The sequence below is a fragment of the Dyadobacter luticola genome (assembly GCF_005860805.1).
Classification (GTDB): domain Bacteria; phylum Bacteroidota; class Bacteroidia; order Cytophagales; family Spirosomataceae; genus Dyadobacter; species Dyadobacter luticola.
In genome coordinates, this window is sequence record NZ_VCEJ01000008.1 from 137,691 (window position 1) to 164,128 (window position 26,438).

Genomic DNA, 26,438 nt, shown 5'->3' on the forward strand with positions numbered 1-26,438 from the left:
GATTAAGTGCCTAAAACTAACGATCTTTCGAGTGTTGGAAACCTTCTTAGCTCATAAAAAATGTTAAAATTCCTTCTCTGGACGGTGGGATTGATCGTCCTTCTTACAATCGTCTATTTTGTTGGCCCCAAAGTTCCCGAAGCGCGCCTGACGCCGGTTTTACCCACAATAACTACCGACCTTGCCAAACTGGACGACGAGATACGCAAGACTGAGCTCGCGACTCCCAAGTTGAAGCCTGACAATGAGGCGCGTATCATTTGGGCAGATTCAGGCAAAAAAGAAAAGACTACGTATAGTGTTGTTTACATTCATGGTTTCGGCGCAAGCTGGGCCGAAGGTGACCCGGTGAATGTGGACCTTGCAAAAAGATACGGCGCTAACTTATACCTGGCACGTTTGCACGACGCCGGTATCGCCGATACCAATGCATTTGACGATCTGACCCCCGCCAATTTCCTCGCTGGCGCAAAACGCGCACTGGCGATCGGGAAAGTTTTAGGAGATAGCGTGATCCTGATCGGCACTTCTGCGGGCGGGTTACTTTCATCTTATCTGGCTGCAAACCATCCCGAGATCAAAGGTTTAATCCTGTATTCACCTTGCTTTGCTGTGGCAAACCCTTCATTGAAACTCATAACCCACCCCTGGGGAAAGCAAATCCTGCATAATGTGATGGGTGAGCATAATATGGGAAAAGATGATGATGCGGAAAAGGCGAATTACTGGTTGCAGGGTTATCATACCAATGGTTTGCTGACATTGCAGCAAATGATGGATGCAATCGTAAAACCAGCGACATTCCAGCAAATCAAAATGCCGGTTTTTGTGGGTTATTATTATAAAAATGAAAAAGAGCAGGACCCGGTGGTCTCTGTGGAGGCGATCAGGAAAATGTTTAAAGAGCTCGGCACGCCGGCTGATATGAAAGTGGAGAAAGCATTTCCGGAAGCTGGCGACCACGTGATCGCTTCACGGCTGCGGTCCAAAGATGTGAAAAGCGTATATGAGGCAACGGACGCATTCTTCCAGGAAAAGCTGCACATGAAGCCGGTCGAAGCAGCGGTAATGCAGCCTTGAAAACAATATTGGAAGCAATAAGAATCTGGTTTTAGCGGCTAAAATTGTTTTACTTTGCCGCCCTAAAAGGATATATCCTAATTAATTAACAATAGAACAGGAACATGGCTTACGGTTTATTAAAAGGAAAGAGAGGAATCATTTCAGGTGCATTGGACGAAAATTCCATTGCCTGGAAAGTTGCACTGAAAGCGAAAGAAGAAGGTGCCATTTTTACATTGACCAATGCGCCGATCGCGATGCGGATGGGTGCAATTAATGATCTCGCCAAACAATGCGACGCCCAGATCATTCCCGCTGATGCCACTTCTGTTGAGGATATCGAAAATCTTTTTAGCAAATCCGTTGAAATCCTGGGCGGAAAAATCGATTTCGTGCTGCATTCCATCGGAATGTCTTTGAATGTAAGAAAAGGCAAAGAATACGGTGACCTGAACTACGACTGGTTCCAAAAAGGCATCGACATTTCTGCAATTTCGCTGCATAAATTTTTGCAGGTAGCCGAAAAACAGGATGCATTGAGTGAGTGGGGATCGGTTGTGGCATTATCCTACATTGCGGCCCAGCGCACCTACTCTTTTTACAGCGACATGGCCGAGGCCAAAGCTTTGCTCGAAAGCATTGCTCGCAGTTACGGTTATCGCTACGGAAAAGCCAAAAATGTGCGTGTAAATACCATTTCGCAGTCTCCTACCAAAACCAAAGCCGGTTCTGGAATTGAAGGGTTTGATGCATTTTATGAATTTGCAGAGAAAATGAGCCCGCTGGGCAATGCTACTGCCGATGATTGCGCCAACTACGCCATCACATTATTCTCCGATCTGACGCGTTTTGTGACCATGCAAAATTTGTATCACGACGGCGGATATTCATCAACAGGTATTTCCGAAGATCTCGTCGAGCTGATCCAGAACCAGCATAAAGCGTAACATTGCTGAGCTACATATCAAATATTAAAACCCTTCAAGGCACACGTTTTGAAGGGTTTTCTTTTTTTGTTAAAATATTTGTCCGGAGCGCCCGTTTGGCGTTGTGTGCTATCTGTGAACCAGCTAGTTTTAGCCAAAATAAAATAGACCTATGAAGCCTCAATCAAGTAACCCCTTTTTCAAAAAGTATCACTCCCCAGCCAAGTTTTTGTTTGCTTCGATGACCGCATTATTCCTCTTTTCATGCGGAAAAGAAAAAGAGGCGACGCAGGCAGCCCCTGACGCGCCGGTTTATTCGCTTATTTTTTTAGATAAAACCCAAAGCGTGCACGTCGATAAGAACTACGTGAACGAAAAATACCGCCAGGCGCTGACCGACATCATTGAGAAAAATATGAAAAACAAGGGCGACAAGCTGGAAGTATATTTTATCCACGAAAACACCTCCAAAGCAAGAGCATTGTCGCTGACAGTCCGGAGTGAAAGAGATGATATGTCCGCCGCCAATGCAACCGACCGGGAAGGCATTGAGACTGCATTTCAATTGTCACTTCAAAAAGAAAAGGGGATATATCTACGTCAATTATTGGCAAAACTGAACCAACAGAATACGGGATCGTCCAATCAATCCACCGACATCTGGGCAAGTTTACCTGTGATTGCCAAAGCCGGCGAAAGTGGTTCGGATGTGAAAGTGTATTATTTCAGTGATATGGTCGAAAGTGTAAAAGGCGCAGACAGAAGGGATTTCCACGTAAAACCGCCAAAGGACGATTCTGAGGCAGAATCAGATGCAAAAACGGATTCAAAAAAACTGGAACAATACGCAATTGGCTCTCCACAGGTAACAATTGTTTCACCTTTCGAACCGACTGCTTCAACCAAAGAAAACAATCCGCACGTAACACATTACTGGCAGACGCTTTTTCAGGAATTGGGGGGAGTAAGTATAGAGGAACTTTGAGTAGGGGAATCTAGAAGCCTTGAAGGGCTTTTAGATTTTCATTTTCATTAAAAATTGCCGCGACAGGGATTTCGAAGCCTTCGACGACGAAGCTTTTAATGTCGCCTCTGGATGACTTGAAAACGAGTTGATACTCTTCTCCTTCAAGATAATACTGCTCAATAGTTTGATTTTCAGCATCAATAATCCAGTATTCCGGAATTCCATGCGACTGATAATCCTGAAATTTCACGCCACGGTCGCGCTTCGCGGTAGAATCTGATAAAACTTCAATCACCAGGTCCGGAGCGGGAAATAATGTTTGATTATCGGATAACTGCTCCGCCTTCTCCTTTCCAAAAAAGCAGATATCCGGCTCGTAATCATTTCTCGAAAGCGTGATCATGATTTTTTCGATACCTACAAAACCTAAATCGTGCTTGGTCACGTAAATGTTCAGCAGTTGTGCTAGGAGTAGCGAGACCTTGTTGTGCTTTTTCTTCACCGGAGAGTGCACGATGATTTCACCATTAATAAACTCAACCTTCTCCTGCTCCGTAATATCATTGTAGAATTGTATTCTACGCTCGCGCTCCTTATCCAGCACAGCCTGGACTTCCTGCATCAATAAATATGCATCCGGTTCGTCAAGAATGGTGGAAAGAATACGCCTGCTCATCTCTTTTTTTACAAGTTGTGTTTCCAAATTTAAAAAACTTAAGGTTAAAAAATAATACAAAAAGGCTGGCTAGCCTGCCCAGTTATCCCGATCCAGACTGCGATATTGAATCGCCTCGGCGAGGTGTTCGACTTTGATATTGTCACTATCTGCCAGATCGGCGATGGTGCGTGATACTTTCAAAATGCGGTCGTAAGCTCTGGCAGATAAGCCGAGTCGCTCCATGGCTTTGCGTAGAAGTGCTTTTCCGACTTCTTCAATCACGCAGATTTCCTTGACCATTTCAGGCGTCATCATGGCATTGGAATAAATTTCTTTTCTGTCTTTGAAGCGCGCGATCTGGCGCTGGCGGGCTTTGATCACGCGCTCACGGATCTGTTCGCTGCTCTCGGATTTGCGGGTGGAGGAAATCTGATCGAAAGATACCGGGGTAACTTCTACGTGAAGGTCGATCCGGTCCAGGAGCGGGCCGCTGATCTTGTTCAGGTATTTTTGCACAACACCCGGCGCGCAGACACATTCTCGCTCGGGATGGTTATAATAGCCACAGGGACAGGGGTTCATGCTCGCGATTAGCATGAAATTGGCCGGATATTCCACCGACATTTTTGCCCGCGAAATCGACACTTTTCTTTCTTCCAGCGGCTGCCGCATTACTTCCAGCACACTCCGCTTAAATTCCGGCAGCTCATCAAGGAAAAGCACACCATTATGGGCCAGCGATATCTCTCCCGGCTGCGGATAACTGCCTCCGCCAACAAGCGCCACATCGCTGATCGAATGATGCGGCGCGCGAAATGGTCTTGTAGAAACCAATGTTGCCTGTTTTCCCAGCCTCCCGGCAACCGAATGAATTTTGGTCGTTTCCAGGGCTTCCGGCAGAGACAACGGAGGCAGAATGCTGGGAATCCGTCTGGCCAGCATCGTTTTTCCAGCCCCCGGTGGACCGATCATGATCGCGTTATGCCCGCCGGCAGCGGTGATTTCCAAAGCACGTTTAATATTTTCCTGACCTTGCACGTGTTCGAAATCCGCTTCGTACTCATTTTGTGAGGTAAAAAACAAATCCCTCGTGTCCACCACAAGCGGATCGATTTTCAGCTTGCCTTCAAAAAAGGCGATTGCATCGGTGAGATTTTCTACGGGGATAATGTCAATGTTGTTGACGATTGCCGCTTCGTGCGCATTTTCGGCTGGAAGTACAAAACCTTTGAACCCGCGCTTACGGGCTTCGATCGCGATTGGCAAGACACCTTTAATCGGTCTTAAAATACCGTCGAGGGAAAGTTCACCGAGGATAATGTAGTCTTCGGTGTTGAGCTCGCAGGTGATTTGCTCGGAAGTTACGAGCGTGCAGAGCGCGATCGGCAGGTCGTAAGATGAACCTTCCTTTTTGATATCCGCGGGTGCCAGATTGACGACCAGCTTTTGCCGGGGCATTTTGTAGCCAAAATATTTGAGGGAAGCTTCGACCCGCTGCTGACTTTCCTTCACCGCACTATCGGCCAGCCCGACCATAAAAAAGCCGATCCCCTGACCGACATTTACCTCAATGGTAATGATTTGCGCATCTACGCCAAATACAGCACTGCCATAAGTTTTAGCCAACATGTGTGTGTAATTTGAATGATAAATAGGAAGATTTTTGGCAAAAATAGCAGGAAATTGCAGAATCGAGTCATCCTATTTCCGGGACTTGACTATGCTGACATTGCTGCTTACTTTAAGTTCTAATCGCCAAATCCGTATGAATAAAATATATGTGTTTCTCTTTCTGCTAGTTAATGTGGGCGTTTCTGGCCAGCCTGTCACCGCGCTCACCGGGAAAATTATTTGCATCGATCCTGGTCACGGCGGTACAGCGGCCACGGATCATTATCGCGTGGGGCCGTCGGGTGAGCGGGAAGAGTGGATCAACCTCCGGGTCGGGTTAATGTTGCAAAAAATGCTGGAAGCCAGGGGCGCGAAAGTGATCATGACTAGGACCGAGGACAACGAAGTTTCCTTACTGGACCGATCCAAACTTGCAATCGAAAATAAAGCAGATCTTTTTATCTCGATCCATCATAATGCTACTGCGGATTCTTCCGTCAATTTTCCGATCATTTATTTTCACGGAAATGAATCGGAAAACATCGCCAGCGTAGCGTTTGGATTATCGCTTGGCGGACATTTGCGCGAAAACCTTCATCACAAGCAGGCAGAACTTTCGGTAGTGTCCGATTTTACGATTTTTCCTGAGGCAGGTGCGTCGGTTTTGCGCAATACTTATGGCATTCCGGCTGTGTTGGCCGAGGCTTCATTTTTTACAAATGCGAAGGAGGAACAAAAGCTGAAAACGGAGGCGCATAACCGGAAAGAAGCCGTGGCTTATGCAGAGACCATTGAACATTTCTTCCAAAAACCCATCGCGAAAATCCTTCCTAAAAACTCAAAGGTCCCTGCCATACCTGCATTCAAAGTTTTCCAGGAAGCCGAACGTATGACGCCAATCGCTAAACGCTGGCGACAGGATTTTGAAGAAGCCAATACAGTGTTTGCCAAAAAAGATACCGCGTCGCTCAGGCAAGCTTACGACCTCTACACCCGCTCAGCCCGCTCATTTCCAGATTCTTACGTAGCAGCCAAATGTCACCAGCGCCGCGCCGTCATTCTGGATAAACTAGGCAAAACCGAGGAAGCAAACCAGGAATCCCAGCGTGCGTCGGAGTTTTATGTTACGCTTTCGGAGAAATAATAGGTTGAAAACGCTCCTACTCAACCACCGCCGAAACGCAAATGTAAGTCGGTATAATTCCGGTCGCCCTAATCCGCACTTCGGCGTCTTCTGCCTGGGTGTTACCGGTAAGTACCAGCGCCGTGTCCAGACCAAATTTGTTGCCGCCCAGGATGTCGGTATGCAAAGTATCGCCGACCATCAGAATATCTCTTTTGCTGACGTCAGGGTAGTTTTTAATGTGTTGATATGCAAAAATAAACATTTGCGGATCGGGCTTTCCGAAGCGGATAAACTGCCTGCCGATGGTATCTTCAATCATTTTGGCAAGAGCCCCTACTGCGATCGAAAGGCGGCTTTTTGAGGCAGGATAAGTTTTGTCCGTATTCGCGACGATCACCGGAATGTTACGTTTCCGAAGTAAATTCAGGGTTTTGGTAAGGTCAGTATTCCAGTCAAAACCCTCGTCGTCAAGGAAAACTAATGCATTAATGTCACCCACATGGTCCAGGTCTAACTGGCGGATCGACATGGTTTTCAGCTCAGCAGTTTCAATATAATGTGCCGACTTATCGGTACCCACGTACGCCACAATCCCTTTTCTTACTTTCAAATCCAGATATTCCCGAGCCAGCATCCCGGAAGAAATGATCCGGTCGGGCGTTACGTCATTGATACCCAGCTTCACATAGCTCTGAGCGAGTTCCTCAGGGCCGCGGGAAGCATCATTGGTCACCACGTAAAAGTCTTTGTTGTGCTCCCTGAGATACGCAAATGTATTTTCAATGCCCGGAATCAGGCCATTATATGTTTTTAAAACGCCGAAAGCGTCGAAGAAAATCACATCATATTTGGAGATAACAGACTTAAAATTGTCGAGGATCATGGTGGTGAGCTGGTGTCTTAGGAGTGAAAAATGAGTAGTGTGGGTATTTATTAGAGTTTCAAAACCCTCAGGATTTTTTCGGCATCAAAACCGTCGATCGATGGAAAATATAACTCATAAGCTTCTTTCTGCAATTTGGTGCAGTACGAACGGTGAAAGAAATATTTGCCGTATTTAATGACATAGTTAAGGATAAAAAACCGGTAGGCTTCCTTCATAAAAAGGACTTCGCGCTCGGTAAGCGGATAAATTTTATGGTATTCCTGTAAAAAAATCATAAACCGGTCTTCCATCAGCGGGCCCATCAGGTAGCTGAAAACCGTACGGTCGCCAACATTGGAAACCACCCGGCTGAAAAAGTAAAAATCCATGATCCTGGACGAAACCCGGAACCAGTCATAGTCCCATCTTGAAAAAATCTTCAGATCATCAGTGACCGAAAAGTTGCCAATATTCCAGTCTACAAATACCGGCATTTTATCAAAACTGCTGACATTCAGGCGCTGAATGTTCTTCATAAAAATATCGCACTGCCTTTTCAATGTGCTGATATACCCGCGGTGTTCGTATTTGCCGGTATCCGTTTCCAGGATTTCGAGCAAATGCTGGATGTCGGTACGCAGGTTTTTGGAAGATTTCGGGATCGACTTGCTTGCCCGGAAACAAGCCAGGTGAAACTTGGCGGCCTCAGCGCCCAATTTCCGGATCTGGTCCTCATTCAGCCTCCGTGGAAGCCGGTTCATAGCCCTGATCGGATTGTAAAACACGACCCAGGTATCCACAAAATCTTCCTGGTAACGGTAGGTGTAAACCTGATTATTCTTGACAAGCGACCTCGCCAATACATTCTCAAAAGGATACAGCAAATTATTGGCAAGCGCCTGAATGATCCGGTGATCTTCTTTGAAATGCTCATATTTGCCAAAGTAGGAGAGCTTGGCAATCACAATATCATCATTATCGAGGGTAACCCTGAAAACGTGGTTGGTCGAAACTTTGGCGCTAATGTCCACTACCAACTTCACACCGATCGAACTATCGAAGCCAGCCCAGGCATGGCGGATAATTTCGGGATAATCTTTTAAACGCATTACATCAAATCGTTAGGTTTTCAGCAGGTTGATGCCGGGCTCCGGAGAGTTTTACGGCTTCAAAGGTAGCATAAAAAAATATTCCCATAATTTTGTAAAAACTTACACTTTCCGACTTTGTTCTATCTTTTCTCCCGCTTCCTGATCCGCCTCGGCCTGCCGATTTATTTAAGAAAACTTTTTATTAAAGGAGAGAAGAAGCTGCCCCAGGAGTTGCCGCTGCTTTTTGCTTCCAATCACTCGGGTTCGTTTTTCGATGCACTGGTGATTGGCTCGGTTTTGCAAAAGCCCATGTACACACTTACCAGAGGGGATGTTTTCAAAAAACCTAAAATAGCATTCTGGCTTCGACAGATTAACCTGATCCCGGTTTTCAGAGGATCGGAGGGAAGGCAATATGTTAAGAATCATGACGTTACCACCGATGAAAGTCACCAGGCACTGAAAAAGGGCGCTCCAGTACTGGTATTTTCGGAGGGGATTTGTGTCAATGAATGGAACTTGCGACCGCTGGGTAAGGGTACCGCCCGGATGGCCCATAAAATCTGGTTTGGTGACGACGCGCTGCCCACGATGAAGGTAATCCCGACCGGTGTAAACTATGAGCATTTCCGCGGCTTCGGCAAGCGGGTTTCCCTTCAATTTGGAGATCCGATCAGTCAGTCGGATATCGCTACCAGCCCGGGGGATTATGAAAAATGGCTGCGCGAGTTCAATGAAATTTTGACCGCAAAAATGAATCATGAAATCCTGACCATCCCCGGAGACTTACCGAGGACGGAACAGATACACAGGCTAAATGCTTTTTTTGGCGGGGAACCTGCCCGGGGTAATGGTAATGTACTGCTTCGGGCAATCGGCGCCGTCGGACGTATCATTCACCAGCCGATCTATTCATTTTTCACTAAAAAGGCCGCAAAGCTCACGGCCAGGACCGTTTTTTACGATTCGGTTCTGTTTGGATTGCTGGTGTATGTGTATCCGATAATTGTAGGGCTGCTCTCTCTGATCCTGGGAATTTTTGCCGGCTGGGCCGCAGGATTAGGCTTATTTATAACGTTGCCGCTGCTGGCCTGGGTAGGAAGTAAGTATTAGTCTTTCACCCGACCAAATCCCATCGTTTTCAACATCCAGTCTGGCAGCGGCTTTTGGGTTTTTCTTTTTTGTAAATCCATAAACCAGCCTACTTTTTTCAAAATCGGGACTTTGTGGGTTTCCACGAGCTCGATCAATGTTCCGTCCGGATCTTCCAGATAAGCGAAGCGGCCTGCCGCGGATTCCATGCCGAAGGAACTCTCGCTGTCGATCGTGAAAGGATAGCCCTGGGATTGGAGTTTGGTTTTTAATGTGTTCATATCCAATGTGTCAAAGCATAAATGGATATAGCCACAATCTCCCCAGAAACGGTTTTCAAATATCTTCTTAGGCGTCCGGTCGATGGCCTGGATGAGCTCGATCTGAATGTCGCCCAGCAACTTACTGAATGCGCCATGCGGGCTGAAACTTTTGCGAAGCAGCATTCTGCGGAAACGCTGTCCTGGAATGGAAGCGGGAATGTCGTCAAATGTTCCTGTTAAATCATAAACCACTTCCAGCGGCTGCAACAGGTTTTCGTAAAAAATCACAGACTGGTCAATGTCCGAAACGCCGACTACCACCCCTGCCACGCCGCCGACAGGCTTTCCGGTTTTCTGAAACCAGGTATTGTCGCTCGTGATCTGAAATGTATTTCCGTAGGGATCGGTACCCCAGAAACCTTCACCTTCCGGTAATGTTACTAGCGGGCCGACTGCCTCCTTGGATTGGCTTTTGAGCCACTCGTGCGCCTTTTTAACATCCGGCGCTTTAAACCGTATTGCATTAATACCCAGATCTCCGGGCTCGATTTTGAAATTGGAAGGCTGAGATTTTCTGCTCGTGAATGACCATACTTCCAGACCGCCGCCACCAGCCATATTGATCGCCAGCACGGCATGTCTTTGTTGTACTTTTCCACCGGTATAAGGGATCATCAGCGGCGCCTCCGCTTTTTCATCAAAAACCGGAACATCAAAACCCAGCACCTGACGATACCATTTCCATGTTTCGGGCACATTTTGACAACCAATTCCTACTTGTTGGATTCCTGAGATCAGCGGAGTACTCATTCGTTGAGTTGTATTTTAAAATGAAATAAATGACAGGGTTGTTCGGATCGGCAATTTTACGAAATAAAATGCAAACCAGTCGCCGGGTGGGGAAGTTGAACTGAAATTGTAGATCGGGGAAAATTTCTTGGGATACAAACGCCAATAGTTTATTTGATAAACATAATAATTCCTATCTTTAAAATAGATTTCCAGAATATTATTTCAGAAAGAAGGGAATCAACGCATCCATTTGGGTGCTCTCATCGTATGTGTGATGAGCTTGTCTCAATTGAAGTTTTCGAATGAACCAATCAGTAGTTATTGCGCCGATAAGCGAAAGCTTAAAGGGATTTTTAAGTTCTTTTCAATATTCAAAAGTAGTTGTAATAGCCGATAACAATACCAAAAAACATTGTTATCCAGCTTTAAAGGCAGTTTTACCCAAACATACGATCGTTACCGTTACTGCGGGGGAGGCAAACAAAACCCTGGCAACGTGCGAAAAAATCTGGGAAGCGCTTACAAAAGAGGAACTCGACCGGCATGCGCTGGTGATTAATCTGGGTGGCGGCGTGATTGGGGATATGGGTGGATTTTGTGCGGCGGTTTATAAACGTGGAATAGATTTTATACAAGTGCCGACGACTTTGCTTTCGCAGGTCGATGCCAGCGTCGGAGGTAAGTTGGGAATTGACTTTCAGGGTTTTAAAAACCATTTAGGTGTTTTCAATATTCCAAATAGTGTACTAATAGATCCGGCGTTTCTGAAGTCTTTGCCGGAGCGTGAATTGCGATCTGGTTTTGCGGAAGTGATCAAACATTGCCTGATCGCGGATAAGGATAAGTGGGAGGAAATCAGTCATAAAGATTTTGAGGAGCAGAATTGGGAGGACCTGATCGGACATTCGGTGAAGATCAAGCAGCGGGTAGTAGAGGAAGATCCCAGGGAAAAAGGGTTGAGGAAGATTTTGAATTTCGGACACACATTAGGGCATGCGGTGGAAACCTGTTTTTTGGAAAAACCCACAAATCAGCGTCTGTACCACGGAGAAGCCATCGCAATCGGGATGATCATGGAAAGCTTTCTGTCTCTGGAAAGAAAAATGATCGACCAGCAAACGATGACCGATATTGAAGAATTTCTGTTTGCCACGTATGGTAAGGTAGAGATTGCGCCGGAGGATGTAGAGAGAATCATCGCCCTGACGCGTCAGGACAAGAAAAACAAAGGAAAAGAAGTGCGGTTTTCATTGCTGGAAGGAGCAGGGCAATGTGCTTATGATATTGTAGTAACTGCTTCGGAAATGCGTAAATCAATAGCTTATTATTTGGGATAATTTTTTACAGATCTTGGGATAAGCTACTGGTTGTCAACAATGTATTGATACATTCTGAAATATATTTTATTCACAACCTGACAAATTAATGCTTATGCTGAGGTCTATTTTACTTTATTCCGCGTTGTTACTGGTAATTATAATTGCGGGCTGCTCGGGTGGTCGGAAAGTGTTTGTGGAGCATGATTACAGCTACGAAACCAACTTTAAAGATTACTCTTCCTATACTTTTCTGGAATGTGAGCGGGATACCAACAATCTTTGCACAGAAATTTACGAAGCGATCCGTCGCCAGATGCAGGTGAGAGGCTACAAACTCACCGCCGAAAAACCTACATTACTCGTCAACTACGGTATCTTCTACGATAACCTGCGTTACCAGGGTTATATGCAGCCGGTCATCAAAAACTGGGTAGATACCGAAAATGACGGTTTCCGCTACGAACCAATCAAATACGCGCTGGACAAAGGAACATTGATCGTCTCCCTGATCGACGCGGAAAGTGACCAGGTCGTTTGGAGAGGCTACGCGTCAGGTATTTTCAAAGGCGTAGAAAATTCTAATAACCACTACCGCAGCGTCGTAAGAAGGATTTTTGACCAGTATCCGCTTTTTGCGAAGGGATATGATCCGAGGAGATATAGCGAGGCGGTTGGGAGATAAATTATTTGGTTGGCTGTTAGCTAAAAGCTAACAGCCAACTGCCAAAACCTACCGCAACTTCAAAGTTGCCAGCGTCAGAATGGCAAGAATAATCCCAACAATCCAAAAACGCGTCACAATCTTCGATTCGTGGATGCCTTTTTTCTGGTAATGATGGTGCAGCGGGGACATCAGGAAAATCCTTCGGCCTTCGCCGTATTTATTTTTCGTGTATTTAAAATAGCTGACTTGCAGAATTACCGAGGCATTTTCAGCGATAAATATCCCGCACATGATCGGGATCAGCCACTCTTTCCGTATCGCCAGCGCAGTTACCGCGATCACGCCACCCAGCATTAAACTTCCCGTATCGCCCATAAAAACCTGGGCAGGATAAGCATTGTACCATAAAAACCCGACGCAGGCCCCGATAAACGCCGCGCAAAAAATCACCAGCTCACCCGAGTTGGGGATATACATGATGTTCAGGTACTGAGAGAATTTGGTGTTACCCGACAGGTATGCCAGCACACCCAAAGTCAATGCAATAATCCCCGAAACACCCGCCGCCAGTCCGTCGATACCATCGGTAATGTTGGCACCATTAGAAATAGCGGTAATGATAAAAATCGCGATGATGGTGTAAATAATCCAGGTATACTGCTCAGGCAGGCCGAAGAGCAGCGATTTGTAATCAAATTCGTTGTTCTTAAAAAAAGGAATCGTCGTCACCGTCGGGTGGATCATATCGCGGTAGCGCTGGATTTCGCCGAGATTGGAACTCAGCAGTGGTTTGTCGTAGATCCGGATCCTTACATTATCATTAAAAGAAAGCGTAATCCCGACGATCAGCCCCAAACCTACCTGCCCGACAATCTTAAACCGGCCGTGCAGCCCGTCTTTATTATTCTTGAATTTTTTAAGATAATCATCCAAAAACCCGATCATTCCGGTCCAAACCGCAGTAATGATGAGCAGGACAATGTAAACATTAGTTAGTTTGGCAAAGAGTAAAACCGGAATGAGCAGGGATGCCAGAATGATAAAACCGCCCATAGTAGGCGTTCCGGCTTTTTCCATTTGTCCTGCCAGCCCCAGGTCGCGGATGGATTCGCCCATCTGCTTTTTTCTCAGAAAATTAATAATGGTTTTTCCCCAGGTAGCAGCGATAAACAGCGATAACACCGTGGAACCCAGCGCTCTGAAAGATATATATTGAAAAACCCCTGCGCCGGGGATGTTGAAATGCTTATCCAGATATTCAAAAAGGTAATAGAGCATGTATTCGCTTATTGGGGTGAGTGCTGCAAAATTGCTTTATTTCGGACATTACGCAAAAGGCCCGCCGCTTTTAATTTGAACGCCGTTTTTCAAAAACCTCACTCAAAACCTCCTTATCATCAAAGTGCGTTTTGACACCTTTGATATCCTGGTAATTTTCATGGCCTTTTCCCGCGATCAGGATAATGTCGCCTGGATTTGCTTCCAGGCCCGCTTTAAAAATCGCTTCCCGGCGATCAGGCACCACTTTTGTTTTTTTATAATCCAGTGGCGGAACACCTTTTTTCATTTGTTCCAAAATGTCCATCGGATCTTCAAAACGCGGATTATCAGAAGTTAAAATCACTTCATTACTGTATTTGCAGGCGATTGCAGCCATTTTCGGGCGTTTTTCGGCATCCCGGTTTCCGCCGCAGCCTACCAGCGTGATCACCTTTTCATTGCCGCTCCTTAAATGTGTAATGGTTTCCAGCACATTTTCCAAAGCATCCGGCGTGTGTGCGTAATCGACGATACCCACAATGTGATCAGAAGAATGAAACTGTTCAAACCGCCCAGGAGGGCTTTTCAAATTCGAAAGCTCCGTCAAAACGGAATCCGCTTTTTCACCCAGAAGCAAAGCCGCGCCATACACCGAAAGCAGGTTATAAGCATTAAAACGTCCGATGACCCGGAACCATACTTCCTGCTGGTTGATCTCCATGTGCATTCCGGCCAGCGTATCCGAAATCACTTTTCCTTTGAATGTTGCCAGCGTTTGCAGCGAGTAGGTTTCCACGCGCGCCTGCGTATTCTGTACCATCACCGCGCCTCTGCGGTCATCAATATTCACCAATGCAAAAGCCGTCTTCGGCAGTGCGTCAAAAAAGCCTTTTTTAGCTTTAATGTAGTTATCAAATGTTTTATGAAAATCGAGGTGATCGTGGGTAATGTTGGTAAAAATGCCTCCTGCAAACTGTAAGCCGGTAATCCGGTGCTGCACCACGGAATGTGAGCTGACCTCCATGAAAACGTGCGTGCAATTCTTCGCCAGCATTTGCGCCAGAAGCTGGTTCAATGCAATCGAATCGGGCGTGGTGTGCGTCGATACAATTACCTCATCCTCAATCTGGTTCTGAACCGTAGAGAGTAAACCGCACCGGTATCCCAGCGCCCTGAAAAGCTGGAAAAGGAATGTAGCAACCGAAGTTTTTCCATTCGTGCCGGTGACGCCCACCAATGTTAAGCTTTTGGAAGGCTGGCCATAAAACGCAGCCGCAATGTAACCCATCGCTTCCGCTGAGTCGGCAACTTGTATGTAAGTAGTACTTTCATAAATATTTGCGGGAAGTTCTTCGCAAAGAATGGCGCTGGCACCCAGACCGGTAGCAGTTTCAATAAACTGGTGCCCATCGGTTTGCGTCCCTCTCAGGGCAACGAACAAACTTCCGGGAAGGACTTTCCTGGAATCCAGGATGATATTTTTAACAGTAATATTCGACGGCCCGGTGATTCGCGCACCTCGTACTTCGTCCAACAAACTGCTCAGGATTTTGTCTTGATTGCTTTCCATCAACGGAATTTACTGTAATGTTAGAAGGATGTTTTTCTCGCTGCCTTCATTGACTCCTGGCGGTAACGATTGTTCCACCACTTTTCCCGAGCCTTTGAAAGAAACCGTAAATCCTTTATTTTCAAGAATATACAAGGCATCGCGCATAGCCATGCCCTGCAAGTTGGGTACTTCCCGCAAGCTCATATTCCGGGACTGCCAGTTGGTTTTTCCTTTTTTAAAGAGCGAAGCCGCTGCATATTCCGTTTGCTCAGGTACCGGCGTCAGTTTCAGTTCTTTGCTGATAATCTGCAAATCAGACGTTTTTCCAGCCCACTTTACGTCTCCGACTGCTTCGGGAATCGTATCCTGAACCGGTTTTTGAATACTCACATCGTAGGCATAAATCCGGTCGGCTACTTCTTTGAAAACCGGCGCGGCCACGCTTCCCGCGTACCTGGTGTAGTCGGCGCCTTTGCTTTTAGGGTTATCAATGATCACAATGCAGCTGTATTTTGGCTTGTCGGCCGGAAAGTAACCAGCAAAAGAGGTGTAGTTTTTACCCTCGGTATACACACCATTGATCAGCTTCCGCGCCGTACCCGTTTTTCCGGCGATCTGGTAGAGGTTACTTTTAATGTGTTTGGCCAAACCACTGTTCACAACCCCTTCCAGCATTTTCTTCACTTTCCGAACTGTTTCCGGCGAGCAAATCGGCTTATCCGCAACATAGGGCGGGATTTTATCTTCCACTCCTTCTGCATTCCGGACTTCCTTCACAATCATCGGGCGCACCCAGTAACCATCATTGGCGACAGCATTATATAATGCAAGTGTCTGTAAAGGCGTCATTTGCATTTCGTAGCCGTGCGCCATGAAGTACATCGAGTAACCGCTCCAATGTTTGGACGTCCGGTCGCGGATCAGTGGCGGTTTTTCACCTTTCATGTGGATACCCGTGGGCTGGGTCAGGTGAAATTGTTTCAGGTATTTCAGATATTGGTCCGGCTTATTGGCAAAATGGCGCAGCATCAGTTGAACAATGCCAATGTTAGACGATTTTTCCAAAACTTCTGAGGCTGTAATAATGCCAAAACCGCCCCGGTGCGCGTCGCGGATAATGTGATTTTTGAAGCGCATCGCCCCATTTCCAGTATTTACCTTGACCTGGTCCGGGTCCATGCGGGTTTCTTCCAGAATCGCCATCATGGTCGCCAGCTTGAATGTCGAGCCCGGGTCATTGCTGCCAGCCAGCGCGTAGTTAAAGTCTTCCACCAAATGGTCGCCTCTTTTTGTAAGGTTTGCCATCGCCCTGATTTCGCCAGTTTTGACTTCCATAATCACCACCGAGCCAAAATCCGCGTCCATTTCTACCAGCTTCCGGCGCAGCGCGATCTCGGCCATATCCTGGTAATTCATATCCAGTGTCGTGTAAATGTCGCGGCCCGCTTCCGGCTGCACATTCAATGCATCGCCGACCGGGATCTTGATACCGCCTTCCACCATTTCCACCCAGCCGATACCCGACTTACCTTCCAGCTTTTTATCAAAACTCGCTTCCAGTCCAATGTATCCTCTTCCGGATTTCGCATCGATTCCGCCGATTGTCCGGTCGGCCATCGGGCTGAAAGGTTTATAGCGTTTGTAGATCGTCTCGAACTTCCCGCCGCCGCCTTTTCTTGCTTTTGTAAAAAACGGCCACTTTTTAATTTTTTCCCTATCTAAATGACTGATTACCTTGCTTTTCAACCGCAGATATCTCTTAGTTCTGCTTACACGGTAGCTGATGATTTTTCTTTTAAAACCCGCCGCGTCATTTTCGTGAAAGCTTTTGGCGAGCAAGGAAGCCAGCTCGTCGACGTGGCTGTAAAAGTAGGCTGAATCAGAAGTTTTGGTGTCCAGACCAATGTAGTAGTAGGGAAGCGACGTCGCGAGGAGGCTGTTATCATTGGAATAAATGTTGCCCCGCATCGCCGGAATGGTATCGATTTTCAGATCATTTTTGACTGAATATTCCGCCCAGGTTTTGCCTTTGAATGTATCATAATATTGTACGCGGATCAGCTTGGCGAAGACTAGGATAGCCAGCAGAAAAAGTGACCATCCAACAATCCGCGCGCGGGCGATCAGGGCTTTCTTGTTGTTCTGCCCGCTCTCGATTTCGTTTTTCATGGTTCTCAGTCTTCTTCTTCGGCCTTGATATGGATCTTTCTTGGTGGGATCAGGTTTTCCTGCAGCCCCTCGGTTTTCACTTTTTCAATCACCACCGACTGCTTCCTGCTCTTCATATATTCCGAGTGAATCGAGGTGTATTCCGCCCGCAGATCGTCCACTTCCTTTTTCAGCTTAATGCTATTGCGCACATACTGCTCCGACTGAAACCCGATCCGCTCATAAGCCACCAGCAGCAGCACAATCCATCCAAAATAATAGAAATATTTCACCGGCAAACGCTCCTCATGCCCCGGCAAATTGTCCCCGAAAACCCTGTCCAGTGGCAAAAACTTATTCAGCCAATTAAACAAATGATACTCCCGCTTCTTCTTCGGCGGTTTGGGAGGGATGGGCTTCGGTTTTCTCTTGTTTTCCGCCATGTTTTTCAGGATGTTGAGTTTCTATATTTTTTCCGCCACCCTAAGTTTCGCACTCCTCGCCCTCGGGTTGACGGCAACTTCTTCCGCCGTGGCTTCGATGGGTTTTCGGGTGATGCTTTTTAGTGGTTTGATTTCGTTGCCGTAAAAGTCTTTTTCAACTTCGCCGTAAAATTTTCCTTTCTGGATAAAGTTTTTAACCAACCTGTCTTCCAATGAATGATAAGACATTACGACCAGCCGGCCGCCGGGTACCAATACCTGCGGCACCTGGGTCAGGAATTCTTCCAGCACACTCAATTCATCATTAACCTCAATTCTCAGCGCCTGGAAAACCTGCGCGAAATATTTATTTTCCCGGTGTTTCGGGGCGTATTTGATCAGAATGTCTTTCAGATCATTCACGGTATCGATTTGCGAATTATGCCGGGCCGAAAAAATCGCTTCCGCCGCGGTTTTCGCATTCGTCACCTCGCCATACATGCCCAGAATACGCTGCAATTCGCCGGTCGATCTGGTATTGAGCACTTCGCGGGCTGTTTTTTCATTCGCCGGGTTCATTCTCATATCCAGGTCGGCATCAAAGCGGGTCGAAAAGCCTCTTTCAGGCGTGTTGATCTGATGGGACGAAACGCCCAGATCGCCGAGGATACCATCTACCTGATCCGCCTTATATAATTTGAGGTAACGCCGGAGGTGGCGAAAATTGGCGGCGATGAAGGTAAATCTTTTATCGTCTTTGAATTCTTCGGCATTTGCGGCGGCGTCGGGATCCTGGTCGAACACGAGCAGGCGGCCGGTAGTAAGCTTTTCAAGAATGGCCCGGGAATGTCCGCCGCCGCCGAAAGTTACATCCACATAGGTGCCTTCGGGGTTAATTTGCAGACCTTCAAGGCACTCCTGCAACATGACAGGCTCATGGTAAGTACTTTGTGGAACCATTTGTTAAAAGCATTGTAGCAGGAACTTATTCTCGCCGGGAGGCAGTTACAAACTTAGCAATTTTAATGCGTAGGAATTACCGGCGATAAAGGATTTAATTTTATCGCTACATTAACGTACCCATGTTAAACTCCTGTTTATGAGATTGATTATTTCCGCTGCGGCGTGCCTGTTTTGTTTAATCCAAATAGGCTGCAAATCGGGCAGCGAAGCCAATTTGAAAGAAGGTACCTGGCGCGCCACATTGACCCGCGACAACCAGGAACTTCCACTTTTACTCGACATTTCTAAGAACCCTGACGGTAAAACCTACTCCGTTTTTGCATTAAACGGAAAGGAAAAACTCCGCATGGATACGGCCTATTTTGCCAACGATTCGCTGGTGATCCCGATGCAATTGTTTGATGCTAAAATTGTTGCGAAAGCAGATGCCGAATCACTGAAAGGTACTTACTACAGGCTTGCGAATGGTGTGGTGGCGGGCTCGCTGCCTTTTGAAGCCAAAGCAGGCGAGAATTACAGGTTTTTCAAAGAAGGCGTCGCCAAAACCGGCAAGAATGTGACGGGTAAATGGATGACGTACTTCATGGATGATAAAGGCGACTCTACCCAGGCCGTCGGAAATCTGACGCAAACCGGTACCGACGTTTCCGGCTCTTTTCTCACCACCACTGGCGACTACCGGTTTCTGACCGGCAGTGTCAATGGTGACAGTCTTTTCCTCTCCACATTCGACGGTTCCAATGCGAAATTATTCAAAGCTGCGATCCAGGATAATAATGTGCTGAAAGGTGCATTGTGGTCGGGTGTGAAGGCGTACAAAACGTGGGAAGCGAAACTGGACCCGAATGCAGCATTGCCCGACGCAGCGAAGCTCACATTCCTAAAACCAGGGTTTGAAACGGTGGATTTTACATTCCCTGATTCCGACGGAAAAATGTGGTCACTGAAAGATCCGAAATTTCAGGGTAAGGCGGTCATTATCCAGATTATGGGCTCGTGGTGCCCGAATTGTATGGACGAAACCAACTTTATGGCGCCCTGGTACAAGAGCAACAAAGACCGCGGCGTAGAAATGATCGGTCTGTCATTCGAGCGTTCCGATGACCCGAAAGTGTCTAATCCGAAACTGAAAAGAATGATCAGCCGCTTCGACATTCAATACCCGATCCTGCTGGCCGGTACCAACACCGACGAGGCGACGGCCAAAGCATTACCGATGCTGAACAAAGTCATGTCATACCCCACCACCATTTTCATCGACCGCAAAGGAAAAGTGCGCGAGATTCACACCGGCTTCTCCGGCCCCGGAACCGGCAAGTACTACGATGAATTTGTAACAGACTTCAACAGCTTGATGGACAAGCTGATCGCTGAAAAATAACGCATTTCCAAGACGCATTGGCTGACATCCGGTCAATGCGTTTTTATTTTTTTCAAAAATAGTATGCTTGCATAATGCTGGCTTGATTTCTTACATTTGTAAGAAGGGCATATCCCGGTTTATAGCGATTTTTGAGACGATGCGGAAGGAAAAAACCATTGATTTTCAGATAAAATGGGCATGGCATTCGATATCCAGGATGTACAATGCCTATGCCGCCCGCCACGATACTACGATGGCTGTGGGATATGTTTTGCTCAACATTGACATAGAAAACGGCACCCCGGCAACCAAGATCGCGCCGCTGCTTGGCATGGAGCCGCGAAGCCTGGTGCGCATGCTTAAAAACCTGGAAGAGAAGGGGTTAATTACCAGGGAAGTAAGCGAAACCGACAAACGTTTCGTGCGGATCATGCTGACGGATCTTGGAAAAGAAAAGCGTGAGATTGCCCGTGAAGGCGTAATTTCTTTCAATACAATGATCCGCGATAAAATTCCGCTGGACAAGCTGGTTACTTTTTTTGAAGTGATCAAAGACATTAACCGGCTGGTGGAAGACGAAAACCAGAAACTGAAAGCCGGCGAGCTGGACGAGCCGGAGCTTTAAGCGATATAAATGCCTGATAATAAAAGTAGAAGGCAGTTCTGAAAACCAAACCTTTTTAAAATGAATCGTTCAATTCGTAAAGTTGCGGTCCTGGGCTCGGGGATTATGGGGTCGAGGATTGCTTGTCATTTTGCCAACATTGGGGTGGAAGTATTGCTGCTGGACATTGTCCCGAAAGAACTTTCTGAAGCCGAAAAAGCGAAAGGTATCACCACCGAGCACCCGGCGTTTCGCAACCGAATTGTAAACGAATCATTTCAGCAAACATTAAAGGCCACGCCGGCTTCCTTGTATAGTGCCAACTTTGCGTCGCGGATCAAGCTGGGCAATTTTGACGATAACCTGGCCGACATTAAAAATTACGATTGGGTGATCGAAGTCGTGGTAGAGCGGCTGGACATTAAGAAAAGTCTGTACGAAAAAGTGGACGCGCTGCGCAAGCCAGGCACATTAATCACCTCCAATACGTCCGGTATACCGATACATTTGATGGCGGAAGGCCGCAGTGAAGACTTTAAGAAGAACTTTTGCGGTACCCATTTTTTCAACCCGCCGAGGTACCTCCGCCTGCTCGAAATTATTCCTACGCAGGATACGGATCAAAGCGTCATCGATTTTCTGATGCATTACGGCGATCTTTTCCTGGGCAAGACGACGGTTTTATGTAAGGATACGCCCGGTTTTATCGCGAACCGGATCGGTATTTACGCGCTGGTGCAGACGATCCGCGTGGCTGAGGAAATGAAACTTTCGGTGGATGAAGTGGATAAACTGACCGGACCTGTGGCAGGACGTCCGAAATCCGGAACACATCGCCTTTCCGACGTGGTGGGTTTGGATACGACCGTCCACGTAGCCAACAATTTATATGCTTCCGGCGAGGGTAGCGACGAGTCGCGCGAGGCATTTATTCTGCCGTCGATTTTACAAAAACTGTTTGAGAATAAATGGCTCGGTGATAAAACAGGTCAGGGTTTTTATAAAAAAATAAAAGACGAGAAGGGTAAGTCCGTCATCCTCGCGCTGGACTTCGATACATTGGAATACAAACCTTCCGGAAAGGTAAAATTTGAAACGCTGGAAGGTACCAAGGCGATCAATGATGTTTTGAAACGCTTTCCGGTGCTGGTGGCAGGTGAGGATAAGGCGGGAGAGTTTTACAGAAGAACATTCGCAGACGTATTCCGCTACGCCAGTTTGCGCATTCCCGAGATCGCCGACGAAGTTTTCCGGATCGATCAGGCGATTTCGGCTGGTTTTGGCTGGCAGTACGGACTGTTCGAAACCTGGGACGCGATTGGTGTGAAAAATATGGTCGGGATCATGGAGAGTCTAAACCTGAAACCGGCCGATTGGGTGTATGAAATGATAGCGGCGGGGAATGAAGCATTTTATAAAGTTGAGAAAAACAGGCGGTTGTACTATGATATTCCTTCCAAATCCTATAAAAAGATTCCAGGCCAGGATAGCTTCATTTTATTGAGCAACCTTTCCGACAACATTGTCTGGAAAAATGCGGGCGCGAATTTATACGATCTCGGTGATGGCATTCTGAACCTGGAATTCAAATCCAAAATGAATACGATGGGTTCCGACGTGATCGCCGGGATCCAGAAAGGTATCAGCACGGCTGAAAAGGATTTCCGCGGAATTGTGATTGGGAATGAGTCCAGCGAAGCATTTTCGGCCGGGGCCAACCTGGCCATGCTATTTATGTATGCCATCGAGCAGGAATTTGATGAGATCAATATGGTGATCGCTGAGTTCCAGCAGACGATGATGCGCGCGAGATATTCGGCGGTGCCGGTGGTGGTGGCGCCACATTCGCTTGCCCTGGGCGGCGGTTGCGAGCTGACATTGCACGCGGATAAAGTGGTAGCCCACGCAGAAACGTACATTGGCCTCGTCGAGTTTGGCGTGGGCCTGATCCCGGCCGGTGGCGGGACCAAGGAAATGGCGCTGCGGTGCTCCGATATGTACCAAAATGGTGATCCTGAGCTCAACATTTTGCAAAATGCTTTCATGAACATTGCCCAGGCCAAAGTTTCAACATCGGCGCAGGAAGCATTGGAAATGAATTATTTACAGAAAAAAGACCAGATCGTTTTGAACAGGTCGCGGCTGATTGCCGAGGCAAAACAAGCGGCGATCGAGCTGGCTGAAAATGGTTATACCCAGCCCAAGCATCGGACCGATATTAAGGTGCAGGGAAAAACCGGCATCGCTTTGTTCATGGCGGGCATTGCGCAAATGCGGATGGCCAATTACATTTCCGACCATGACGCCAAAATCGCCAATAAGCTGGCGTACGTCATCAACGGCGGCGACCTGAGTTATGCCCAGAATGTGACCGAGCAGTATCTGCTGGATCTGGAAAGAGAAGCGTTTTTGTCGCTGTGCGGGGAGAAAAAGACAATGGAAAGAATGCAGGGGTTGCTGAATGGGGGCAAGCCGCCCAGAAACTAGGTAAGTGTGGTAATGTCTTGGAAAATCTCTCTGGGAATTATTGCAGGCGCATTTTATGTTCTGAAAATGTTATATTTTTCCTTTAAAAGTTCGATATTTAGAACCAATCATTTGAAATATAACCGTGAAAAAATTCAATTAAACGCATACTGATCCAATTTATAAGGATACTTGATCAATGATTTCGAAAAAAGCAAAATATGCCTTGAAGGCGCTGAAAGTTTTGGCGGAACAATATGGAAAAGGCCCGGTGCTGATTTCCTATATTGCTGAAAAAGAGAAGATTCCAAAGAAATTTCTGGAAGCAATTTTGCTGGATCTTCGGAACAATGGTGTTTTGCAAAGTCAGAAGGGCAAGGGAGGCGGCTATTTGTTACGGGTGCCGCCTGGTGAGGTGAATTTTTCCAAAGTTTTGCGGATTATCGATGGACCTATCGCCCCGGCGCTTTGTGTTTCCATGTTTTTCTACGGACGCTGCGATGATTGCAAAGATGAAGAAACGTGCAGCCTGCGGTCAGTTTTGGAAAAATGGCGGGATGCAAACCTCGCAGTTTTGGACAAGACGACATTGAGTGATCTGCTGCAGGCAGAAAATGCGGCGCAGACGGACGTTCTGCTGAATTAAAGCCGGTCTTTCCGGACGTACAGCAGGGTATCGTCGAAATCGCCAACCAACTTATAATTAGCGTTAATGTATTGAAACAACTCAGGGAAACTCTCTATTCCCTGGGTTGTTTTGTTTTGTACCCAAAAGCTGTTTTTACCCACAGCATCCAGGACAAATGCTGGCTTAGTACGCTGAATATCTGACAGATATCTTTTCCGGTAAGTGTCCCGCAGCGGATGTTCAAAAATCGATCTTTCTGAATGGTTTTCGGCAGTACCTTGCGCCAGCTGTGCTTCCACATAATAGATACATTGCCAGCCCCAGACCACCATATAGTCACCCTTTTTGCTCAATTTGTTCACTTCCGTCACCACCGGACTTTCACCCAATGTAGTCACGTTGACTGAGTAAAAGTTGTTCAGCTTTCTTTCTTTGACGAATGAATACGCATCATTTCCTGAAAACCAAACCAATAGAATCGCAGGAAAAACGATCGACCATTTTACAATTTTGGTCAACCCATAGGCTGCTAATAATGTGAAAGGGGCAATGCAAAAATTGAGATAATGCACAAAATCGTTGCCGGATTTGGTGACTGCGTAAATGCTGGAAAGCAGCAGCAAGCCGATAAAAACCGGTACCTGCATGTTTTCTCTTTTCTTGAAAGTTTGAAAAATAAGGATCAAACCTAAAATCGCCGGGGCAAGTATTGAGGTTGTAAAAACCTTAAAATCAGGAGATAATGCGAATATCCCCGCGAATTTCTGAGGAATTCCTGCAAGTCCGGTGCCTCCTGCGTAGATGACATTTCCGAGAATGTAAAAATCGATCAAATCCTGGAAAACGTGGTAAATCAGCGTCCAGATAAAGACTGCCAGCGGGAATGTTAATCCACCGAGCATCAATGTCAGTAGCGACTTGTAATTTTTGGTATAACGAAATTGAAGGAAACAATACCAACCAGCCACCAGCGCAATCACCGCGGCCTGCGGCACGGCTTGTAATTTTGCGAAAGGGATAGCACCCGCGACGAGCCCGGTCACAAAAGCGTTGGACCGGACATCTTTTAGTGGCAGACTAAACCTGGATAACAGCCAGATTCCCAGCGACAAAAGCAAAACCGGCAGCTGCTCGCTGGAATAATGTACAAAGTCAACTTCCTGCGTAAATGCTAGGAAAAGTAAGGGAATGATGATAACCCGCCGCGCAATGTTGGTGGTAAACCAGTTTTTTAATGCTAAGAAAAGAAAAAATAAAGAGCCGATCGCGCAGGCCAGGCCCATCAATCTTCCGGTAGAATAATTGATTTGAAGCCCAAAAAATTTTGGAATTACTAAAAGATAATTGTCGAGCGGGCCTATCGTGGTCCCGTCGACGGAGCGCCAGTATACCGGGTCCTGAAAAAGCGTGATCGCGTGGCTGAGCATCTGGCTTTCGTCGGGGTTCAATTCCCGGTTGAATGCGATGACCGGAAGCCGCATGAAAGCAAGCAGGAATAGGCAGAGTATCAAAAAAACAGGCGTGCTGACACGTTTGTAGCTGCCCGACAAAACGACTAAACCCGCCAGTATATATCCAAAAAGCCAATATACCGTCGGAGAATGATCGAATGTGACCATAGGCTCAGCTGAAAGTCTCTACTTTTTCCACAAAATCGCGGTAGTGGACGGCAGGAATGAAATGCTGCTGCGAGCGATATTGCAGCACCATGAAAACCAGAAAAAGCGAAATCAGAAACGATTGTAACATCAGGATCACCAGCGTGCTGCCCAATGTTGACGCCCAGCCGGGAGTAGCATTTCCGATCAGTTTCAGGAATAAGATGATGAATATGAATGCGATGGCGACGCCTGACATCATCATGGAAAATATCAGGATCCGGACCGCAGTTGTGTCCACCATCACAGAAATAGCGCTCAATCCGTGCAAAACCAACGAAACGAAATTCATTTTGCTTTCGCCAGCCAGTCGCGTGGCGCGGTTTGTCGGTACAGAATCGTAAGGTATGCGGGATTTAATGATGCCACCTGGGTAGTTGTTCCAGATTTCAGAAACACGGACCAGGTTTTGAAGCCGGCTCTGCGGTACCAAACTGAAATTCCCGAAGGTGATCAGCTTGCCGGTCAAAGCCTGGAAAACGAATTTGTAAATTTTATAAAAAGAACGGAACAGCAGGCTCTCGGTGCGTTTCTTCCGCTCGGCGAAAATGATCTTGTCAGGTTCCTGTAACGATTTCGCTGCCAGCTTGTTGATGTCGATCGGTGCGTCTTCTCCGTCTGCATCCATCACAATTACCTTGTCCACCGGCAGGTGCTCTGCAACCCAGGAAAGTCCGATCGCGATCGCCTTTTGGTGACCCAGATTCCGGTACAATCTCAGTAATTTGATTTCCTTACCATCAAATGCTGCGAAAGGCTGTGTCCTGCTTTTCGAAGAACAATCGTCGACGATCAGCAGGGTAGTATTGGTCTTAATGTGGGTGTCAAGATCAGAATTGATCTTTTTAATCAGCAGGTTCAATGCCTCCCAGTCATTGAATTGTGGAATTATTATTACGAAGTTATCCGACATGGGGAGATAGAATAAGATCCCCGAA

General features: G+C 46.8%; 23 protein-coding genes. 11 read left to right on the forward strand and 12 right to left on the reverse strand.

What is annotated here, in order from left to right; all coding sequences use genetic code 11:
• The first annotated feature begins 60 nt into the window (after window positions 1-60).
• From FEN17_RS24395 to FEN17_RS24405, 3 genes are all read left to right on the forward strand, one after another.
• Window positions 61-1,080, forward strand: a complete 1,020-nt coding sequence (locus FEN17_RS24395; RefSeq protein WP_138368032.1) for an alpha/beta hydrolase — start codon at window positions 61-63, stop codon at window positions 1,078-1,080.
• Window positions 1,081-1,184: 104 nt separating this feature from the next.
• Window positions 1,185-2,009, forward strand: coding sequence for an enoyl-ACP reductase FabI (locus FEN17_RS24400; RefSeq protein ID WP_138368033.1), 825 nt, complete (start codon window positions 1,185-1,187; stop codon window positions 2,007-2,009).
• A gap of 151 nt (window positions 2,010-2,160) precedes the next feature.
• Window positions 2,161-2,973, forward strand: a complete 813-nt coding sequence (locus FEN17_RS24405) for a hypothetical protein (RefSeq protein WP_138368034.1) — start codon at window positions 2,161-2,163, stop codon at window positions 2,971-2,973.
• 10 nt (window positions 2,974-2,983) lie between these two features.
• Here FEN17_RS24405 and FEN17_RS24410 read toward each other — a convergent pair whose 3' ends face one another.
• Window positions 2,984-3,631, reverse strand: a complete 648-nt coding sequence (locus tag FEN17_RS24410) for a Uma2 family endonuclease (RefSeq protein WP_138368035.1) — start codon at window positions 3,629-3,631, stop codon at window positions 2,984-2,986.
• A gap of 69 nt (window positions 3,632-3,700) precedes the next feature.
• The gene (locus tag FEN17_RS24415; RefSeq protein WP_138368036.1) at window positions 3,701-5,242 is read right to left on the reverse strand and encodes a YifB family Mg chelatase-like AAA ATPase; all 1,542 of its coding nucleotides are present in this window, start codon (window positions 5,240-5,242) and stop codon (window positions 3,701-3,703) included.
• Between the two features lie 136 nt (window positions 5,243-5,378).
• Here FEN17_RS24415 and FEN17_RS24420 point away from each other — a divergent pair, with 136 nt between their 5' ends.
• Complete coding sequence (locus tag FEN17_RS24420; RefSeq protein WP_138368037.1) at window positions 5,379-6,368, forward strand: N-acetylmuramoyl-L-alanine amidase family protein; 990 nt, start codon at window positions 5,379-5,381, stop codon at window positions 6,366-6,368.
• A gap of 16 nt (window positions 6,369-6,384) precedes the next feature.
• Here FEN17_RS24420 and FEN17_RS24425 read toward each other — a convergent pair whose 3' ends face one another.
• Both FEN17_RS24425 and FEN17_RS24430 read right to left on the reverse strand, forming a co-directional pair.
• Window positions 6,385-7,233 carry a TIGR01459 family HAD-type hydrolase gene (locus FEN17_RS24425; RefSeq protein WP_138368038.1) on the reverse strand — a complete coding sequence of 283 codons (849 nt, stop codon included), beginning with the start codon at window positions 7,231-7,233 and terminating at the stop codon, window positions 6,385-6,387.
• 50 nt (window positions 7,234-7,283) lie between these two features.
• Window positions 7,284-8,324, reverse strand: a complete 1,041-nt coding sequence (locus FEN17_RS24430; protein WP_138368039.1) for an aminoglycoside phosphotransferase/kinase family protein — start codon at window positions 8,322-8,324, stop codon at window positions 7,284-7,286.
• Window positions 8,325-8,441: 117 nt separating this feature from the next.
• On the opposite strand from FEN17_RS24430, the gene FEN17_RS24435 reads away from it, so the two are divergent.
• Window positions 8,442-9,419, forward strand: a complete 978-nt coding sequence (locus tag FEN17_RS24435; RefSeq protein ID WP_138368040.1) for a 1-acyl-sn-glycerol-3-phosphate acyltransferase — start codon at window positions 8,442-8,444, stop codon at window positions 9,417-9,419.
• Here FEN17_RS24435 and FEN17_RS24440 read toward each other — a convergent pair.
• Complete coding sequence (locus tag FEN17_RS24440; protein ID WP_138368041.1) at window positions 9,416-10,471, reverse strand: VOC family protein; 1,056 nt, start codon at window positions 10,469-10,471, stop codon at window positions 9,416-9,418. The genes FEN17_RS24435 and FEN17_RS24440 overlap by 4 nt on opposite strands.
• 284 nt (window positions 10,472-10,755) lie before the next feature.
• Here FEN17_RS24440 and aroB point away from each other — a divergent pair, with 284 nt between their 5' ends.
• Both aroB and FEN17_RS24450 read left to right on the forward strand, forming a co-directional pair.
• Window positions 10,756-11,790 carry a 3-dehydroquinate synthase gene (gene aroB, locus FEN17_RS24445; protein ID WP_138368042.1) on the forward strand — a complete coding sequence of 345 codons (1,035 nt, stop codon included), beginning with the start codon at window positions 10,756-10,758 and terminating at the stop codon, window positions 11,788-11,790.
• Between the two features lie 88 nt (window positions 11,791-11,878).
• Window positions 11,879-12,454: a DUF4136 domain-containing protein gene (locus FEN17_RS24450; RefSeq protein ID WP_138368043.1), complete on the forward strand. Its 576-nt coding sequence runs from the start codon at window positions 11,879-11,881 to the stop codon at window positions 12,452-12,454.
• A 48-nt stretch (window positions 12,455-12,502) separates the two neighbouring features.
• On the opposite strand, the gene mraY is transcribed toward FEN17_RS24450, so the two are convergent.
• The 5 genes from mraY to rsmH all read right to left on the reverse strand — a co-directional run bounded on the left by mraY (window position 12,503) and on the right by rsmH (window position 18,778).
• The gene (gene mraY / locus FEN17_RS24455; protein WP_138368044.1) at window positions 12,503-13,714 is read right to left on the reverse strand and encodes a phospho-N-acetylmuramoyl-pentapeptide-transferase; all 1,212 of its coding nucleotides are present in this window, start codon (window positions 13,712-13,714) and stop codon (window positions 12,503-12,505) included.
• A gap of 70 nt (window positions 13,715-13,784) precedes the next feature.
• Window positions 13,785-15,266 carry a UDP-N-acetylmuramoyl-L-alanyl-D-glutamate--2,6-diaminopimelate ligase gene (locus FEN17_RS24460; RefSeq protein ID WP_138368045.1) on the reverse strand — a complete coding sequence of 494 codons (1,482 nt, stop codon included), beginning with the start codon at window positions 15,264-15,266 and terminating at the stop codon, window positions 13,785-13,787.
• A gap of 9 nt (window positions 15,267-15,275) precedes the next feature.
• Window positions 15,276-17,417 (reverse strand): PASTA domain-containing penicillin-binding protein, encoded by a 2,142-nt coding sequence (locus tag FEN17_RS24465; protein ID WP_138368046.1) that lies wholly within the window; start codon window positions 17,415-17,417, stop codon window positions 15,276-15,278.
• Between the two features lie 5 nt (window positions 17,418-17,422).
• Complete coding sequence (locus FEN17_RS24470; RefSeq protein WP_138368047.1) at window positions 17,423-17,839, reverse strand: FtsL-like putative cell division protein; 417 nt, start codon at window positions 17,837-17,839, stop codon at window positions 17,423-17,425.
• Window positions 17,840-17,860: 21 nt separating this feature from the next.
• Window positions 17,861-18,778 carry a 16S rRNA (cytosine(1402)-N(4))-methyltransferase RsmH gene (rsmH, locus tag FEN17_RS24475; RefSeq protein ID WP_138368048.1) on the reverse strand — a complete coding sequence of 306 codons (918 nt, stop codon included), beginning with the start codon at window positions 18,776-18,778 and terminating at the stop codon, window positions 17,861-17,863.
• 139 nt (window positions 18,779-18,917) lie between these two features.
• Between rsmH and FEN17_RS24480 the strand changes: the two genes are divergently transcribed.
• The 4 genes from FEN17_RS24480 to FEN17_RS24495 all read left to right on the forward strand — a co-directional run bounded on the left by FEN17_RS24480 (window position 18,918) and on the right by FEN17_RS24495 (window position 23,860).
• Window positions 18,918-20,162 carry a peroxiredoxin family protein gene (locus FEN17_RS24480; protein ID WP_138368049.1) on the forward strand — a complete coding sequence of 415 codons (1,245 nt, stop codon included), beginning with the start codon at window positions 18,918-18,920 and terminating at the stop codon, window positions 20,160-20,162.
• 139 nt (window positions 20,163-20,301) lie between these two features.
• Window positions 20,302-20,769: a MarR family winged helix-turn-helix transcriptional regulator gene (locus FEN17_RS24485; RefSeq protein WP_138368050.1), complete on the forward strand. Its 468-nt coding sequence runs from the start codon at window positions 20,302-20,304 to the stop codon at window positions 20,767-20,769.
• A gap of 60 nt (window positions 20,770-20,829) precedes the next feature.
• Window positions 20,830-23,235 (forward strand): 3-hydroxyacyl-CoA dehydrogenase/enoyl-CoA hydratase family protein, encoded by a 2,406-nt coding sequence (locus tag FEN17_RS24490; protein WP_138368051.1) that lies wholly within the window; start codon window positions 20,830-20,832, stop codon window positions 23,233-23,235.
• Between the two features lie 178 nt (window positions 23,236-23,413).
• Entirely contained in the window at window positions 23,414-23,860 is a 447-nt protein-coding gene (locus FEN17_RS24495) for an RrF2 family transcriptional regulator (RefSeq protein ID WP_138368052.1), read from the forward strand.
• Here the strand turns inward: FEN17_RS24495 and FEN17_RS24500 are convergent.
• Both FEN17_RS24500 and FEN17_RS24505 read right to left on the reverse strand, forming a co-directional pair.
• Window positions 23,857-25,461, reverse strand: coding sequence for a hypothetical protein (locus FEN17_RS24500; RefSeq protein ID WP_138368053.1), 1,605 nt, complete (start codon window positions 25,459-25,461; stop codon window positions 23,857-23,859). The genes FEN17_RS24495 and FEN17_RS24500 overlap by 4 nt on opposite strands.
• Before the next feature lie 4 nt (window positions 25,462-25,465).
• A complete protein-coding gene (locus FEN17_RS24505) occupies window positions 25,466-26,413 on the reverse strand; it encodes a glycosyltransferase (RefSeq protein ID WP_138368054.1) in 948 nt (315 codons plus the stop codon).
• Between the last annotated feature and the right edge of the window lie 25 nt (window positions 26,414-26,438).